Source organism: Terriglobus sp. TAA 43 (assembly GCF_000800015.1).
GTDB lineage: Bacteria > Acidobacteriota > Terriglobia > Terriglobales > Acidobacteriaceae > Terriglobus.
Genome location: NZ_JUGR01000001.1, coordinates 2077228 through 2090613 on the forward strand (window position 1 = coordinate 2077228; position 13386 = coordinate 2090613).

General features: G+C 58.5%; 14 protein-coding genes. 11 read left to right on the forward strand and 3 right to left on the reverse strand.

Annotation, left to right across the window (positions count from 1 at the left end; genetic code table 11):
- Positions 1-30: 30 nt before the first annotated feature.
- From M504_RS08835 to dut, 5 genes are all read left to right on the forward strand, one after another.
- Positions 31-462: a RidA family protein gene (locus tag M504_RS08835; protein WP_047490297.1), complete on the forward strand. Its 432-nt coding sequence runs from the start codon at positions 31-33 to the stop codon at positions 460-462.
- A 23-nt stretch (positions 463-485) separates the two neighbouring features.
- A complete protein-coding gene (locus tag M504_RS08840; protein WP_052200544.1) occupies positions 486-860 on the forward strand; it encodes a RidA family protein in 375 nt (124 codons plus the stop codon).
- A gap of 18 nt (positions 861-878) precedes the next feature.
- Entirely contained in the window at positions 879-1466 is a 588-nt protein-coding gene (locus M504_RS08845) for a histidine phosphatase family protein (RefSeq protein ID WP_047490300.1), read from the forward strand.
- Positions 1467-1567: 101 nt separating this feature from the next.
- Positions 1568-1729, forward strand: a complete 162-nt coding sequence (locus M504_RS08850; RefSeq protein WP_198137558.1) for a hypothetical protein — start codon at positions 1568-1570, stop codon at positions 1727-1729.
- Positions 1730-1763: 34 nt separating this feature from the next.
- Positions 1764-2198 carry a dUTP diphosphatase gene (dut, locus tag M504_RS08855; RefSeq protein ID WP_047490306.1) on the forward strand — a complete coding sequence of 145 codons (435 nt, stop codon included), beginning with the start codon at positions 1764-1766 and terminating at the stop codon, positions 2196-2198.
- Positions 2199-2222: 24 nt separating this feature from the next.
- Here the strand turns inward: dut and M504_RS08860 are convergent, their stop codons facing one another.
- Entirely contained in the window at positions 2223-2756 is a 534-nt protein-coding gene (locus tag M504_RS08860) for a GrpB family protein (RefSeq protein ID WP_052200545.1), read from the reverse strand.
- A gap of 98 nt (positions 2757-2854) precedes the next feature.
- On the opposite strand from M504_RS08860, the gene M504_RS08865 reads away from it, so the two are divergent.
- The 6 genes from M504_RS08865 (at position 2855) to M504_RS21225 (ending at position 10739) form a co-directional block, all read left to right on the forward strand.
- On the forward strand, positions 2855-3925 hold the full coding sequence (locus tag M504_RS08865) for an aldo/keto reductase (protein WP_047490308.1): 1071 nt from the start codon (positions 2855-2857) through the stop codon (positions 3923-3925).
- Positions 3926-3974: 49 nt separating this feature from the next.
- Positions 3975-6485, forward strand: a complete 2511-nt coding sequence (gene purL / locus M504_RS08870; RefSeq protein ID WP_084214231.1) for a phosphoribosylformylglycinamidine synthase subunit PurL — start codon at positions 3975-3977, stop codon at positions 6483-6485.
- A gap of 23 nt (positions 6486-6508) precedes the next feature.
- Positions 6509-7957 carry an amidophosphoribosyltransferase gene (purF, locus tag M504_RS08875; protein ID WP_047494157.1) on the forward strand — a complete coding sequence of 483 codons (1449 nt, stop codon included), beginning with the start codon at positions 6509-6511 and terminating at the stop codon, positions 7955-7957.
- Positions 7954-8382 carry a MerC domain-containing protein gene (locus M504_RS08880; RefSeq protein WP_047490310.1) on the forward strand — a complete coding sequence of 143 codons (429 nt, stop codon included), beginning with the start codon at positions 7954-7956 and terminating at the stop codon, positions 8380-8382. Before purF ends, M504_RS08880 begins: the two co-directional genes overlap by 4 nt.
- Positions 8375-9556: an MFS transporter gene (locus M504_RS08885; protein WP_047490313.1), complete on the forward strand. Its 1182-nt coding sequence runs from the start codon at positions 8375-8377 to the stop codon at positions 9554-9556. The genes M504_RS08880 and M504_RS08885 overlap by 8 nt, the downstream gene beginning before the upstream one ends.
- A 121-nt stretch (positions 9557-9677) precedes the next feature.
- A complete protein-coding gene (locus M504_RS21225; RefSeq protein ID WP_052200546.1) occupies positions 9678-10739 on the forward strand; it encodes a sensor domain-containing diguanylate cyclase in 1062 nt (353 codons plus the stop codon).
- Positions 10740-10804: 65 nt separating this feature from the next.
- Here the strand turns inward: M504_RS21225 and M504_RS08895 are convergent, their stop codons facing one another.
- Positions 10805-11830, reverse strand: a complete 1026-nt coding sequence (locus M504_RS08895) for a DUF4434 domain-containing protein (RefSeq protein ID WP_052200547.1) — start codon at positions 11828-11830, stop codon at positions 10805-10807.
- Between the two features lie 67 nt (positions 11831-11897).
- Positions 11898-13376 (reverse strand): RNB domain-containing ribonuclease, encoded by a 1479-nt coding sequence (locus M504_RS08900; RefSeq protein ID WP_047490316.1) that lies wholly within the window; start codon positions 13374-13376, stop codon positions 11898-11900.
- Positions 13377-13386 lie beyond the last annotated feature (10 nt).

Consider the following 13386-nt stretch of genomic DNA (forward strand, 5'->3'; position numbering starts at 1 on the left):
GCATCTCTCGTTTCCGTTCAGGAGGAAGATATGGCGATCACGCGTCGATCCTTTGCCACGCGCGCACTCGCGCTTGCATCCATTCCCGCAGTAGATGCACCACCGCGCAAACGCATTCATCGCATGGGGCCAGCCACCGCTGCGGTCTATTCGGCCGCGGTCCAATGGGGCAGCCTGTTGTTTCTCTCCGGCAAAGGCTCAGGCACTGCACCTGATCCAACTGATATTCGTAGCTGCACGAATCATGTTCTGGACGCCTTTGCAAAGGAGCTTGCCAATGCAGGCTCATCGCTGGAGAACGTGCTGAAGATCACCGTCTATCTGCAACGCCCAGAGGATGTGCCTGCGATGAACGAAGTCTTTGCGCAGCACTTTCCCAAAGACCCACCTGCACGTACCACCATCATCACGCGTACACCTCATCCCACTTTGGTAGAGATGGATTTGGTCGCCGGCATCTGACGGCATGCGAGAGAATAAGAGACATGAGCACCGAAGAAGCAAAGTATCTTGCCATTAACCCGAACCACCCCAACGCGGGCATTTATTCGCCTGCAGTTGTTTTCGGCAACGTGGTGTATCTCTCGGCGAAAACATCGTGGATTGCACCGGAACCAGACGACATCCGCGCCGCAACAGCATATCTTCTGGATCAGGTGGAGAAGGAACTTCTGAACGCCGGTTCGTCCATGCACAAGGTGTTGAAAGTTATTGTGTACTTGCGTGACATGAACGATTACGTCGCCATGAACGAGGTTTACACCGGACGTTTCGGCAAGAACGCGCCCGCACGCACCACCATTGAATCGAAGCTGCCGAAGAACAGCATCGTGGGCTTTGATGTAACGGCTTACCTCTAATCACATCCAAAGAGTGCAATGACAGAACAAAAAACAAGGCAGGCGGAGCTGTGGCTCTTTCGTCACGGTGAAACAGAGTGGTCGCTGAACGGCAAGCACACCAGCTACACAGATCTTCCGTTGACGGAACATGGACGTGAGCAGGCAACAGCCCTTGCGTCAGTGATTGCCAAGACACAGTTTGACCTGGTGCTGACCAGCCCGCGGCAACGCGCACGCGATACCGCAGCGCTTGCTGGACTGGGTGATCGCGCGGAAGTCGAGCCGAATCTGCAGGAATGGAACTACGGCGTGTACGAAGGCAAGAGCACTCCGGAGATTCAGGCGGCCGAACCAGGATGGAGCGTTTGGGACGATCCCATTACCGGTGGCGAATCCATAGATCAGGTCGCCGCGCGTGCACAGTTGGTGATTGATCGCTGCCTGCAGCATGGCGGACGCTGCGCGTTGTTCGCGCATGCCCACATATTCCGCATTCTGGCGGCGGTGTGGGCTGAGCAACCGGGCGTTTTCGGGCAGCGGCTTGCGCTGTCCACGGCCACCATCAGCGTCCTGGGATGGGAGCATGGCACCCGCGTCATCACACGCTGGAATGCCGCTCCGTGATTGTTTTCGCCCCGTAACAGGCGCACAATAAACGTATGTGCAACTGCGGTTGTGACCCATCGACGCAGGACGAAGCGAACAAGCTGCGGAAGAAGTCCGTTGTGACGGTTATTGCAGCGGCGTGCCTTACGTTCATTTCAGTCATGGTGAACCCGACACAGCATCCGTCCGTAGTGTGGGCGGTGGTTGCCGTGCAGATGGTTATGCTGGCGAGAGCCGTGTTGCTGCTGCGCAAGCGGAAGCAGTTACTGGCTGGCGTCTAGGATTCCCTCAGCCTAAGGCTCTAAGCTTGTAGGCATGCCGCACATTCCGACCAAGCGCCTTCACTCCGATGCCAAGCTGCCCAAGTATGCCCATGAGGGCGCATGGGGCGATCTGGCCGCCGACCTTTACAGCGTTCACGAAGCCACGGTAGAGCCGCGCAAAACGGCCCTTGTTGCAACCGGTCTGGCGATGGCCTTTCCTGAGGAATACGGCGCGCTGGTGGAAGACCGCAGCGGTCTGGCCGTGAAAGGCATCACCACGCTCGCGGGTGTCATCGACCCCGGCTATCGCGGCGAAATCAAAGTCGTCCTGACCAACGTGACCGATGCCCCCATCACACTCAGCGCGGGCGACCGCATCGCGCAGCTACGCATTGTGAAGAAGCTGCAGGCCACGTTTGAAGAAGTGGACGATCTGGAAGCGACGCATCGTGGCGAAGGCGGCTTCGGCTCAACGGGACACAACTAGGTCCCGTTTCAAAAACTGCAAAGGCTACTCTTCCCAGTCGTGTTCCATTGGAAGACCCCGACTCTCGCGTGCCTGATTTGTGATGTGGCGCAGGAAAGGGGTCTTCGCGGCTGTATATCGCGGCATGTCGTCGCCATACGCCATCGCAAGGTCCATCTTTAGGGCCTCATAGGTTCGCGCAATGTCTGGATGTTGGATAAGCCAGTCGCGCACCAGCAACTCATTCTTGATTGGCCATCTCGGGCACACGGCCAGATGCAAATGAAATGCCGGCTGCTGTCCCCGCGGCTCTCTGCGAAAGAAGCGCCGTTTGAAAAATCCCGCGTCGAGCTTGCGATATCCGGCTCCAGCCAGGATCGACACCAATGCATCGGCATCCTCCAGCGATGGGATGGGAGCCATCATGTCGATGATGGGTTTCGCGCTGAGCCCAGGCACCGCAGTGCTACCGTAGTGTTCCAACTCATCCGCGACGTTGCCAAGAAACGTCTTCAGGCGTTCCCGCTCGTGCCAAAACATCTCTGGCCATGAGGCATCCGGCGGCATGATGCGAACCATGCCCAAAACTCGCCTCGTATTTTCAACCCTATGCATTTGAAAGACAGTGTAACCAAGCCAGCAGTCCGAATAGCGACGCGGGGTATGCTGAATCTGCTATGACACTTACCAGCTATCGCACGCTCGGCCGTTCGGGACTTGTTGTCTCTCCGCTTTGCCTTGGCACCATGACCATGGGAACACCGCGCTGGGGCTCGCCGGATGAGGTTTCCGAAGCCATCTTCAACGCGTATGTAGACGCAGGTGGCAACTTTATCGACACCGCCGACACCTATGCCAACGGGCGCAGCGAAGAGCTGATTGGCGGCTACATGGCCGCACGGAATCTGCGCGATCGCATGGTGCTGGCAACGAAGTTCACCATGACCTGCGAAGCGCAAAAGGGGAATCCCAACGGCAGCGCGAACGGTCGCAAGAACATGTACCGCGCTCTCGATGCGTCCCTGAAACGTCTGCAGACAGACTACATCGACCTGTACTGGATGCACGCCTGGGACACGGTCACGCCAGCGGAGGAAGTGCTTCAATCGCTTGGCGATCTGGTACGAACAGGAAAAATTCGCTACTTCGGTTTCAGCGACGTCCCAGCCTGGTACGCCGCGAAAGTCGCCACGCTGGCGCAGGCACATGGCGTTCCAGGGCCAATCGGCCTGCAACTGGAGTATTCGCTGGTGGAACGCACGATTGAACGCGAGCACGTGGACTGCGCCCGAGAGTTCGGCATCGGCATCACCCCGTGGAGCCCGCTGGCCAGCGGCTTCCTGGCTGGAAAATACAAGCGTGAAGACGACGGCAAGGGCAGCGGCGAAGGACGTCTGAGCGTTCTGGGCGGCGGCGCGAACCCCGTCTTTCACAAGTACACGGAGAAGAACTGGGCCACGCTGGAAGCGCTGCGCAAGGTGGCTGTAGAAATTGACAGGCCGATGGCGCAGGTAGCGCTGGCATGGGCGCTTGCACGTCCGGCCATCTCCTCGTTGATCATCGGCGCCACCAAGTTGGAACAGTTACAGGACAACATCGCTTCGCTGGAAGTGAAACTAACCACGGAACAAATGACTGAACTGAACGCTGCGGGCGCGCTGGATCTGCTGCATCCGTACATGTTTTTCACAGGAATGCTGCACCGGGAGCGCGTTTTCAGCGGAACAGACGTAGAAGGCTGGCGCTAACCGGCTTTCCGGGTGCAAACCGGGGCGTCGTTCATGCGACACTAGAAGGGTGAGCGAGCCCACAGCCATCCCACACGAGGCGGAGGCGGTTGCCACTACGCCTGCCGCAGCCCAGTCACAAGAAGTTCCGACGCCGTGTAACGTCACGCCGGAGCTGTTGAAAATACACAACATCACCGACGAGGAATACGCAAAGATTCTCGCCACGATGGGTCGTACTCCATCGCTCACGGAGCTTGGCATTTATTCCGTCATGTGGAGCGAGCACTGCTCGTACAAGAGCAGCCGCGTCCACCTGAAGCGCCTGCCCACCAAGGGCACACGCGCCAGCGGTCCAGGCTCTGTCATGCAGGGTCCCGGTGAAAATGCCGGCATTATCGACGTGGGCGACGGATGGGCCTGCGCCTTCAAAATCGAGAGCCACAATCACCCCAGCTACATTGAGCCGTATCAGGGCGCAGCAACGGGCGTGGGCGGCATTCTGCGCGACATCTTCACCATGGGCGCGCGTCCGTATGCAGTGATGGATTCGTTGCGTTTTGGCCCGCTGTCGCCTGCTACTGGCTCCAAGGACGTGACGAAGCGCGCCTCCGCAGAAGAGTCCTTCCACGGTGTGACGGAAGACACCTCGGAAGAAGCAGACAGCACGGCTAAGTCCTCTGGCTCTGACGATATCGACTACGCGAAGAATCGCAGCGTAATGGAAGGCGTCGTCCATGGTGTCGCGGGCTATGGCAACTGCTTCGGCGTGCCCAACGTAGGCGGCGAAACGCGCTTTGAAGAGTGCTACAGCACCAATCCCCTGCTGAATGCATTTGCACTCGGCCTCGTGCGCCACGACGAAATCTTCTACGCCAAGGCCACCGGCGTGGGCAATCCCGTGATCTACGTGGGCGCAAAGACCGGCCGCGACGGCATCCACGGTGCCACCATGGCCAGCGAAGAGTTCAAGGAAGGCAGCGAACAGAAGCGCCCCAACGTGCAGATGGGCGATCCGTTCCTCGAAAAACTCCTCCTCGAAGCCTGCCTGGAAGCCATGAAGACAGGCGCAGTTGCGGGTATTCAGGACATGGGCGCGGCTGGCCTCACCTGCTCCACCTGCGAGATGGGTGGACGTGGCGGCGTTGGACTTGAGATTGAGCTCGACCTCGTTCCGCAGCGCGACAGCGGCATGACCAGCTACGAAATCATGCTCTCTGAATCGCAGGAGCGCATGCTGCTCGTAGCCCATGCGGGCCGCGAACAGGAAGTGCTGGACGTATTCGACAAGTGGGGCCTCGACGCCTCGGTCGTCGGCACGGTCATCCCGGAGAACCGCATGAAGGTGCGCCACCACGGCGAACTGGTCGCGGACCTCTCGAACGAATCGCTGACGGACGACGCTCCGGTCTACCACCGCCCCGTAGGCGAGTGGAAGGCTCCGGTATCACTCGACGCTCCTACCGCTGTGCTCGCAGAACTGCAGAAGCCCCGCGACTACACCGCGGACCTGAAGAAGCTGCTGTCATCGCCAAACATCTGCGATAAGCGCCACATCTACGAGCAGTACGACAGCATGGTGCAGACCAACACCGTGCAGGGCCCCGGCTGCGAAGCCGGTGTCATCCGCATCAAGGGCACTGGGGGCGACGGCAAGCCGGAACGCGGCCTTGCCATGGCGCTTGCTGGTAACGGTCGTTGGACATGGCTCGATCCGAAGCTTGGCGCAATGCACGCCGTTGCAGAAGCTGCGCGCAAGGTCGCCTGCACCGGCGCAACGCCTGTTTCGGCAACAAACTGCCTGAACTTCGGCAACCCGCAGAAGCCTGAGATCATGGCGCAGCTTTCGCAGGCCATCGACGGCATCAGCGAAGCCTGCACTGCGCTCGGCACGCCCATCACCGGCGGCAACGTCTCGCTCTACAACGAGACGAAGGGTGAAGGCATCTTCCCCACGCCGGTACTCGGCATTGTGGGCATCATGGACGACGTCACCAAGGCTGTGCCCAATGGCTTCCAGAACGTAGGCGATGAGATCGTCTTCTTGTCCGCGTATCGCGGCGGTGGACGCGAATGGCAGCGCGATCTTGGTTCCTCTGCGTTCGCGCAGACAGTGCTGGGTGAAGTCTGGGGCAAGCCAACCGCGTTGGACGTACAGGAAGAAGCTGCGCTGCACAAGGCGCTGGTTCAGCTTGCGGATAAGCGTTTGCTGAACAGTGCCTCTGACCTGACGGATGGTGGCTGCCTCACCGCGTTTGCACGCGCAGCATTCCCGAAGGGCCTGGGCGCACGCATTGCAATGAACGTTGGCAACGATCCGTTGCTGCGCATCGAACGCTTGTTCAGTGAGATTGGTTCGTCCGTTATCGCCACCATTGCTCCGGGAACATTGGAGCAGGTGCGCGCCGCAATCGCGGGCATTGACGGTGTGTTTGTTGCGCCGCTGGGCACGGTCACGGCAGATCGCCTTGAAGTGCTGTTGGATGGTGATGCTGTTGTGAATACAACGACAGCAGAACTTGCCGGAGCTTTCTCCGGCGCGTTGGAAGAAGAATTGGAAGCTGAGGTGGTGCTGGCGTGATCGACGAAATCGAAGTAACCGACATGCAGGATCACGAAGCGGAAGAGCACTTCGACAAGCTGCGCGAAGAATGCGGCGTCATGGCCATCTACAACCATGACGATGCCGCACGCCTCACCTACTGGGGCTTGTACTCGCTGCAACATCGCGGACAGGAGAGCGGCGGCATTGCTACTGCCGATGGCGAAGAGATTCACGACCTGAAGGGCATGGGCCTCGTCAGCGAAATCTTTACCGACCCCGTTTTGGAAAAGCTGCCCGGCCGCATGGCCATTGGTCACACGCGTTACAGCACCACGGGCGACTCCGCTCTGCTGAACGCTCAGCCCATCAAGGTGGAATCCACCAAGGGCCTCATCGCCATTGCGCACAACGGCAACCTGGTGAACCTGGGTACCGCGCGCGAGCGTCTCGAACGCGACGGCGCCATCTTCCAGACCACCAGCGATTCCGAAATCATCGTGCAGCTCATCGCGCACTCGAAAGAGACCACGCTGGTGGACTGCATCGCCGACTCGCTCGGCCAGGTCGATGGCGCTTTCTCCATCGTGATGATGACGCGCAATCGCATCTTTGCGGCGCGTGATCCGCATGGCTTCCGTCCGTTGTCGATGGGCCGCATCCCAGGCAAAGACGGCGCTCCTGACACCTTCGTCTTCGCCAGCGAAACCTGCGCATTCGATCTGCTGCACGCAAAGTACGAGCGCGATGTAGAGCCTGGCGAACTGGTTATGGTCAGCGAAGACGGCGTGACCTCGCGCTATTTCAATCGCGAAACCAAGCAGGCAAGCTGCATCTTCGAACACGTTTACTTCGCACGCCCCGACAGCCGCATCTTTGGCCGCTGGGTACAGAAGAGCCGCGAAGAGATGGGTCGCACACTTGCGCGTGAAAGCGGCGTTCCTGCTGACCTGATCGTTCCCGTGCCGGACAGCGGTGTCACCGCTGCCATTGGCTACGCAAACGAAAGCGGCATCCCGTTCAACTTCGGCCTCATCCGCAATCATTACGTGGGCCGCACCTTCATTCAACCGGAGCAGCGTGTGCGTGACTTCGGTGTACGCATGAAGCTGAACCCAGTACGCGCATTGCTCGAAGGCAAGCGAGTCATCCTCATCGACGACTCCATCATCCGCGGCACCACGTCGCGAAAGATCGTACGCATGGTGCGTGCCGCAGGTGCCACGGAAGTCCACATGCGCATCTCGTGCCCACCAACCATCTCTCCCTGCTTCTACGGCGTGGATACACCCAGCTCGCGCGACCTGATCGCCGCGAACAACTCTTTGGATCAGATCTGCAAATACATCGAAGCTGATTCGCTCGCGTACCTCTCACTCGAAGGTGTCGTGCATAGCTGCACCACCGGCGATGAGAAGCCAAACGGCTACTGCACCGCCTGCTACACCGGCAAGTACCCGACCCAATGGGTAGACGTGGAAGATATCCTGCCAGCGGTTGCAGGAGCATGACGCAGGAACTGAAAGAACAGGCACACCAATCCGGCGCGGACACCTTTGGAATATGGGTGTCCGCGCTGTGCGTTGTGCATTGCATCGCGACACCGCTATTCATTTCCATGTCTGCAGTGCTTGCTCACTTCCTGCCAGCAGAAGAGAGCGTTCATCGCACGCTGGCGGCTGTAGTGGCCGCAGCCGGAGGCATTGCGCTTATCCGTGGATTCCGCATCCACGGTCGCAAACGCATTCTTGCACTCATGGCAGCGGGACTCGCATTCATCTTCTTCGGTGCATGGTTCGGCGACAGCTTACCCTTGCACCTATATGAGGTCGGGATCACCACGACCGGCAGCGCGTTCATGATTGCAGCGCACCGGATGAATCACACCTTCTGCAGCGATTGCAGCCAGTGCTGTTCCAGTGAGGACCATGCGTAAGCCACTGTTAGCTCTTGCCGTTGCCGCATTCGGCATTGGCACAACAGAATTCATCATCATGGGACTGCTGCCGGATCTGGCACGCGACTTCCACGTGTCCATCCCAAAGGCAGGCACATTGGTCAGCGCCTATGCGCTTGCCGTCACCATCGGCTCGCCGCTGCTGGTGTTGGCGCTGGCAAAGGTCGATCGCAAGAACGCGCTGATCCTGTTGATGACCCTGTTCATTCTGGGCAACACGGCGTGCGCGCTTGCGCCAACATTTGGTCTGCTGCTCACGGCTCGCATTCTCACCGCGCTGATGCACGGCTCCTTCTTCGGCATCGGCAGCATCGTTGCGTCGAACGTTGTCCCGCGCGACCAACGCGCACGCGCCGTCGCTATCATGTTCAGCGGACTCACGCTGGCCAATGTTCTCGGTGTACCTGCCGGAACAGCACTAGGACAAGCCTTTGGATGGCGTGCAGCCTTCGTTGCCATTGTGCCCATTGGCTTAATTGCAGCCATAGGTGTGTGGCGATTAGTGCCGCATCAACATTCGGAACCAGTCCATCTCAAGCACGAATTGAAGTCCGTGATGCGCCGCGGCGTATTGACGACGTTGGCCATCAGCACCATGTCGTCCGTCTCCATGTTCTGCATCCTGACGTACATCACACCTATTCTTGAGGACGTCACGCACATCTCGCCGCATGGTGTAACGGGCGTGCTGGTATTGTTTGGCGTTTCCATCACTGTCGGCAACCTGTTGGGCGGCGTAATGGCGGACTGGAAGGGGATTCAGGCTGTTGCCTTTGGCTTTCTGGCGCTTGCAATTCTCTTCGTGATCATGCCGATAGCCGAAGAACATGTGCCGTCCGTATTGGTCGCGATCGCCGTGTGGGGCATGCTGCACTTCGCAGTTGGCGCGCCGCTGCAAACGCGTGTGGTGGATCAGGCACGCGGTGCACAGAACCTTGCATCCACGCTGAATCAGGGCGCCTTCAACCTGGGCAACGCACTTGGCGCAGCCTTGGGTGCAGTTGTACTCACGCACGGCTTCGGCTATCGCAGCCTCGCGTTGGCAAGCTCTGTAGTAGCTGCGCTCACAGCGGCGCTCACCCTGCTTGCTATGGTGTGGGAACGGACAGATCGCATGAAGAGCGACGCGCTTCTCCGCATGCACGCAGGCTGAATCGCGCCACGAATGCAACAAAAATCTGCATCATTGCCTACTGCTTTCGCGGCATAGCCTGCCGAATTGTGGCTGCCTATGATCGCTGCAAGACATTCACTCCTGCCCATTGAGGACCGACATGCCTTCTGCACCGACTTCCCCCTTTGAAGCGCGGCGTCTTGCTGCTGTTCATAAACTCCGCCTTCTGGGAACGCCCGCGGAAGAGCGCTTCGACAAGATCACTCGCCTTGCACGTCATATGTTTGAAGTTCCCATGGCGTGCCTGGATATCGTGGGTGAAAAGCTTGCATGGCTGAAGAGCGTGCAGGGTTTCGATGGCATTGAGGGTCTGCGTAAAGATTCCTATTGCCATTACAGGGTGCTGGACGACGGCGTTTGTCTGGTGCAGGATGCGCGAACCGATGCGCGAGTGTTCGACAGCGTGCTGGCAGACTATTGGGTGTTTTACGCCGGTGCACCACTGCACTTTGAAGGAGAGCGTGTCGGCGTGCTCTGCATCGGCGACAGCAATCCGCGTGATTTTGATGAAGAGAAGATGAGTTCGCTCATCGATCTGGCCTCGCTCGCCGAACGCGAACTTCAATTGGCTGCGCTATCAGAAGCACAGGTGGCTCTCGCTGCGTCGCACGAAGAGTTGGAGATGAAGGCGCGCATCGATGTGCTGACACACCTGTGGAACCGCGGCGCCATTCTTGATATCGCCAATGCAGAATGCGCGGCCGCTCAAATCGACAAGCCCATGGCCGCGCTCATGCTCGACATTGACCACTTCAAGGCAATCAATGACACACATGGTCACCCCGCCGGTGACGAAGTGCTGCGGGTGGTAGCATCTCGCCTGCGCTCTGCCGTTCGTAAGAGCGATGCCGTGGGACGCTACGGTGGCGAAGAGTTCCTCGTCATCCTGCCCGATGCAGACCTGGTAACAGCCGCACACATCAGCGAACGGATTCGGCAGGAGGTCGCCTCCTCGCCCATATCGTTTGGAGAACTAACTATCGCGGTCACCTGCAGCATTGGCTATTCCATCGTGCAAAATGCCGTGCAGGACGCGATTAGTTCGTTGATTGGCCGCGCTGACAGCGCACTCTATCGAGCCAAGTCTTCCGGACGCAATCGTGTCGAAGTCGGCGCCGCATCGTACGATGCCGACAAGATCGCTGACGCCGTCGGGGTCTAGACATCAAGCTCCTGCACGCCGGTAATTCGTGTGCAGGAGTTCATGCGATATCCGCATGAACTCAATCAGCGTGCGCCGCTGCCACCGCGCCATCGCCGATAGTCGTCATAAAACTTGGTCGCGGCAGGGCCACGCCCGGCAACAGCCTTCGTTCCTGGCTTATTCACCAGCCCGATGTATTGGTAAATCAAAATCTCATCCACATACGGAGAGACCGCCGTCATCTGCTGCAGCACGCGTTCAAACGACGCAGCATGCACCGGTGAACGATATGGCTTTGCCTCAAACTCAAAGATCTCTACATCCGCCCAAAGCTTCGCCTTTGCCGAGCGATCATGTACCTTGCGCAAGCCTGCAAAGATGCGCGGCAACTCCTCAATGCGCGTCTTCTGAACACCAATCTCGTCCTGATACGCCATTATGTCCACGTCCATCGAATCCATCTGACGCAGGTACTCATCATCGGGCTTCACCAGTCGCGTGCCATACGGCGCAATCAGAATCTGTGCCTTAGGCGTCAATGCTCGCGCACGCTTCGACAGCGTGTTTACATACGTCATGTACTCGGGCGTAAAGTGGGGATTGATCTGCGTCTCATCTGGCCAGTACCAGCCGTAAAAACTCTTATGGTGGCCATAGCGCTTCACAAGTTCCTCAAGAGACTGCAGCCGCTTGGTCATCGCATCCGCATCGCTGATCAGTCCCGGAGACCCCAGATCACCATAAAAGCCTGTACCGATGAAGAACTTCACCCCGCATGTGTCTGCAGCAGCCAGCACGGCCTCAATCGGATCGGCACACGCAAGCTCATACTTTGGATAGATCGCGGTATCCCAGAACGCGCGGTAGTGCAGCGCTGTAGCAATCAGCACTAGGTATTTCATGCCCGCACCGGCAATCTCGCGCACCTTTTCCTGCCACTGCTCGGTAGTAAAGCGTGCACAGCGGCTGTTCCAATCAACCGCCTGCACCGCGCCGCTATGCTGAAACTCAAACCAGCTTCCCGCAATCGGTTTCACCGCAGTTGGCATTGCGTGTAACGCCGTCGCACCTGCCGGAAAAGCTGTAAGAAACTCCCGCCGATTCAGCATTCACACTCTCCAATACGAGGGCACGATCAAGATGATCTTGCAAAGGCGCGACTGAAATTAGGAACGCTTACACGCGTACGAAATCAATGAACGCGCGCGCCGGATCCGTGTGAACCAACTTCACATTCAACCGATCGCCCACATCCAGTCCCTCAGCGCCATGCACCAGCATGCCCTCCACCGCAGGCTTCAGAACGCGGACAAACGTACCGCTCCTGCCCGCCCCGGTAACCACCGCGCGAAAGTGCTCACCAATCCTCGAAGCCAATGCCAGCGCCTGTGCACGCTTCAGCATGGAGCGTTCCACCTTACGGCCAGCCTTGTCACGCTCATTGCAATGATCTGCAATGGCCGCTAACTCTTCGTCTGTGTAGGGTGGTGGAGCGTTGTCCAGCATTGCGTGCAACACACGCTGCGTCACCATATCCGGAAAGCGGCGGTTCGGCGCCGTGGAGTGCGAATAATCATTCGCCGCCAGTGCAAAATGTCCAGGCGGATAAGGATCATTCGCGTGCACGACTACATATTCGCCCGCACCCATTAGCTTGATGATGGCGAGCGCAAGATCGGGATAGTGATCCGGATCATGTTCGCGTTGTTTGCACAGAAAGTCATTCAGCGGCTTCGCGTCTGGTTCTGCAGGTAACGTAACGCGATGCGAAAGATTCGCACTCGTAACGTAGACCAGATCCACAATGCGCTGCCAACGCTCCGGCGATTTCACCACACGACGCAGACCACTGCGATGCGCCTGCGACAGCAGATGCGCTGCCGTTTCGTTCGCTGCAATCATCAGATCTTCAATCAGATCCATCGCACGATTTCGCCCTACATCTTCCAGCGACAGCACGCGTCCATCGGCCACCACAGGCGTCGATTCAGTGCGGCGGAAATCCAGCGCACCTGCTTCCTGCCGATGCCGACGCAAACGCTGCGCAACCTCATCCTGCAGACGAAGCTGATCCAGGATCGCAGGATCAATCGCAGGCGCCACGGCATGTTCCGGATTCACAAGCCAAGGCCCCACATGGCTATAAGCAAGCTGCGCCGAGTTGCATACCAGCGCAGGAAAGATGCGCTGCTCACGCACGGAACCATCCCCATCCACAACGAATTCCGCCACCATGGCCTGCCGCTCTTCACCGGGATTCAAACTGGTCAAACCGGTAGACAGCTCAATGGGCAGCATCGGGAAGTTGCGAGCCGCGGTATAAATCGTGGCACACTGACGCGCAGCAAACTTATCGATCGGTGTGTCCTTGGCAATGGTCGATGTAACATCGGCGACGCCAACGCGCACACGGATACTGCCATCTTCAAGCCGCTCCGCCCACTCAATCTGGTCAAGGTCACGCGAAGTGTCGTTATCAATCGACGACCACGCAAGCCCGCGCAGATCGGTACGCTTACGGTGATCCTTCACATTGCCAGCAAGAATGTCTGCAAGCTGCTGCTGGTGACCGGGAAAAGGTGTCAGCTCAAACCCCTGCAGCTTCATCTCTTCCGCGGCAGCGTTCGTAAGGTTAAACGGAGTATGGTTATGCATCGCAATCCAT

What these genes read in the sequence shown, in the direction of transcription:
- M504_RS08895 (WP_052200547.1), bottom strand. Translation starts at nt 11,830, where the DNA reads ATGCTGAATCGGCGGGAGTTTCTTACAGCTTTTCCGGCAGGTGCGACG.
- M504_RS08900 (WP_047490316.1), bottom strand. Translation starts at nt 13,376, where the DNA reads ATGCATAACCATACTCCGTTTAACCTTACGAACGCTGCCGCGGAAGAG.
- M504_RS08835 (WP_047490297.1), top strand. Translation starts at nt 31, where the DNA reads ATGGCGATCACGCGTCGATCCTTTGCCACGCGCGCACTCGCGCTTGCA.
- M504_RS08845 (WP_047490300.1), top strand. Translation starts at nt 879, where the DNA reads ATGACAGAACAAAAAACAAGGCAGGCGGAGCTGTGGCTCTTTCGTCAC.
- M504_RS08860 (WP_052200545.1), bottom strand. Translation starts at nt 2,756, where the DNA reads ATGGTTCGCATCATGCCGCCGGATGCCTCATGGCCAGAGATGTTTTGG.
- M504_RS08865 (WP_047490308.1), top strand. Translation starts at nt 2,855, where the DNA reads ATGACACTTACCAGCTATCGCACGCTCGGCCGTTCGGGACTTGTTGTC.
- purF (WP_047494157.1), top strand. Translation starts at nt 6,509, where the DNA reads ATGCAGGATCACGAAGCGGAAGAGCACTTCGACAAGCTGCGCGAAGAA.
- M504_RS08885 (WP_047490313.1), top strand. Translation starts at nt 8,375, where the DNA reads ATGCGTAAGCCACTGTTAGCTCTTGCCGTTGCCGCATTCGGCATTGGC.
- M504_RS08880 (WP_047490310.1), top strand. Translation starts at nt 7,954, where the DNA reads ATGACGCAGGAACTGAAAGAACAGGCACACCAATCCGGCGCGGACACC.
- M504_RS21225 (WP_052200546.1), top strand. Translation starts at nt 9,678, where the DNA reads ATGCCTTCTGCACCGACTTCCCCCTTTGAAGCGCGGCGTCTTGCTGCT.
- dut (WP_047490306.1), top strand. Translation starts at nt 1,764, where the DNA reads ATGCCGCACATTCCGACCAAGCGCCTTCACTCCGATGCCAAGCTGCCC.
- M504_RS08840 (WP_052200544.1), top strand. Translation starts at nt 486, where the DNA reads ATGAGCACCGAAGAAGCAAAGTATCTTGCCATTAACCCGAACCACCCC.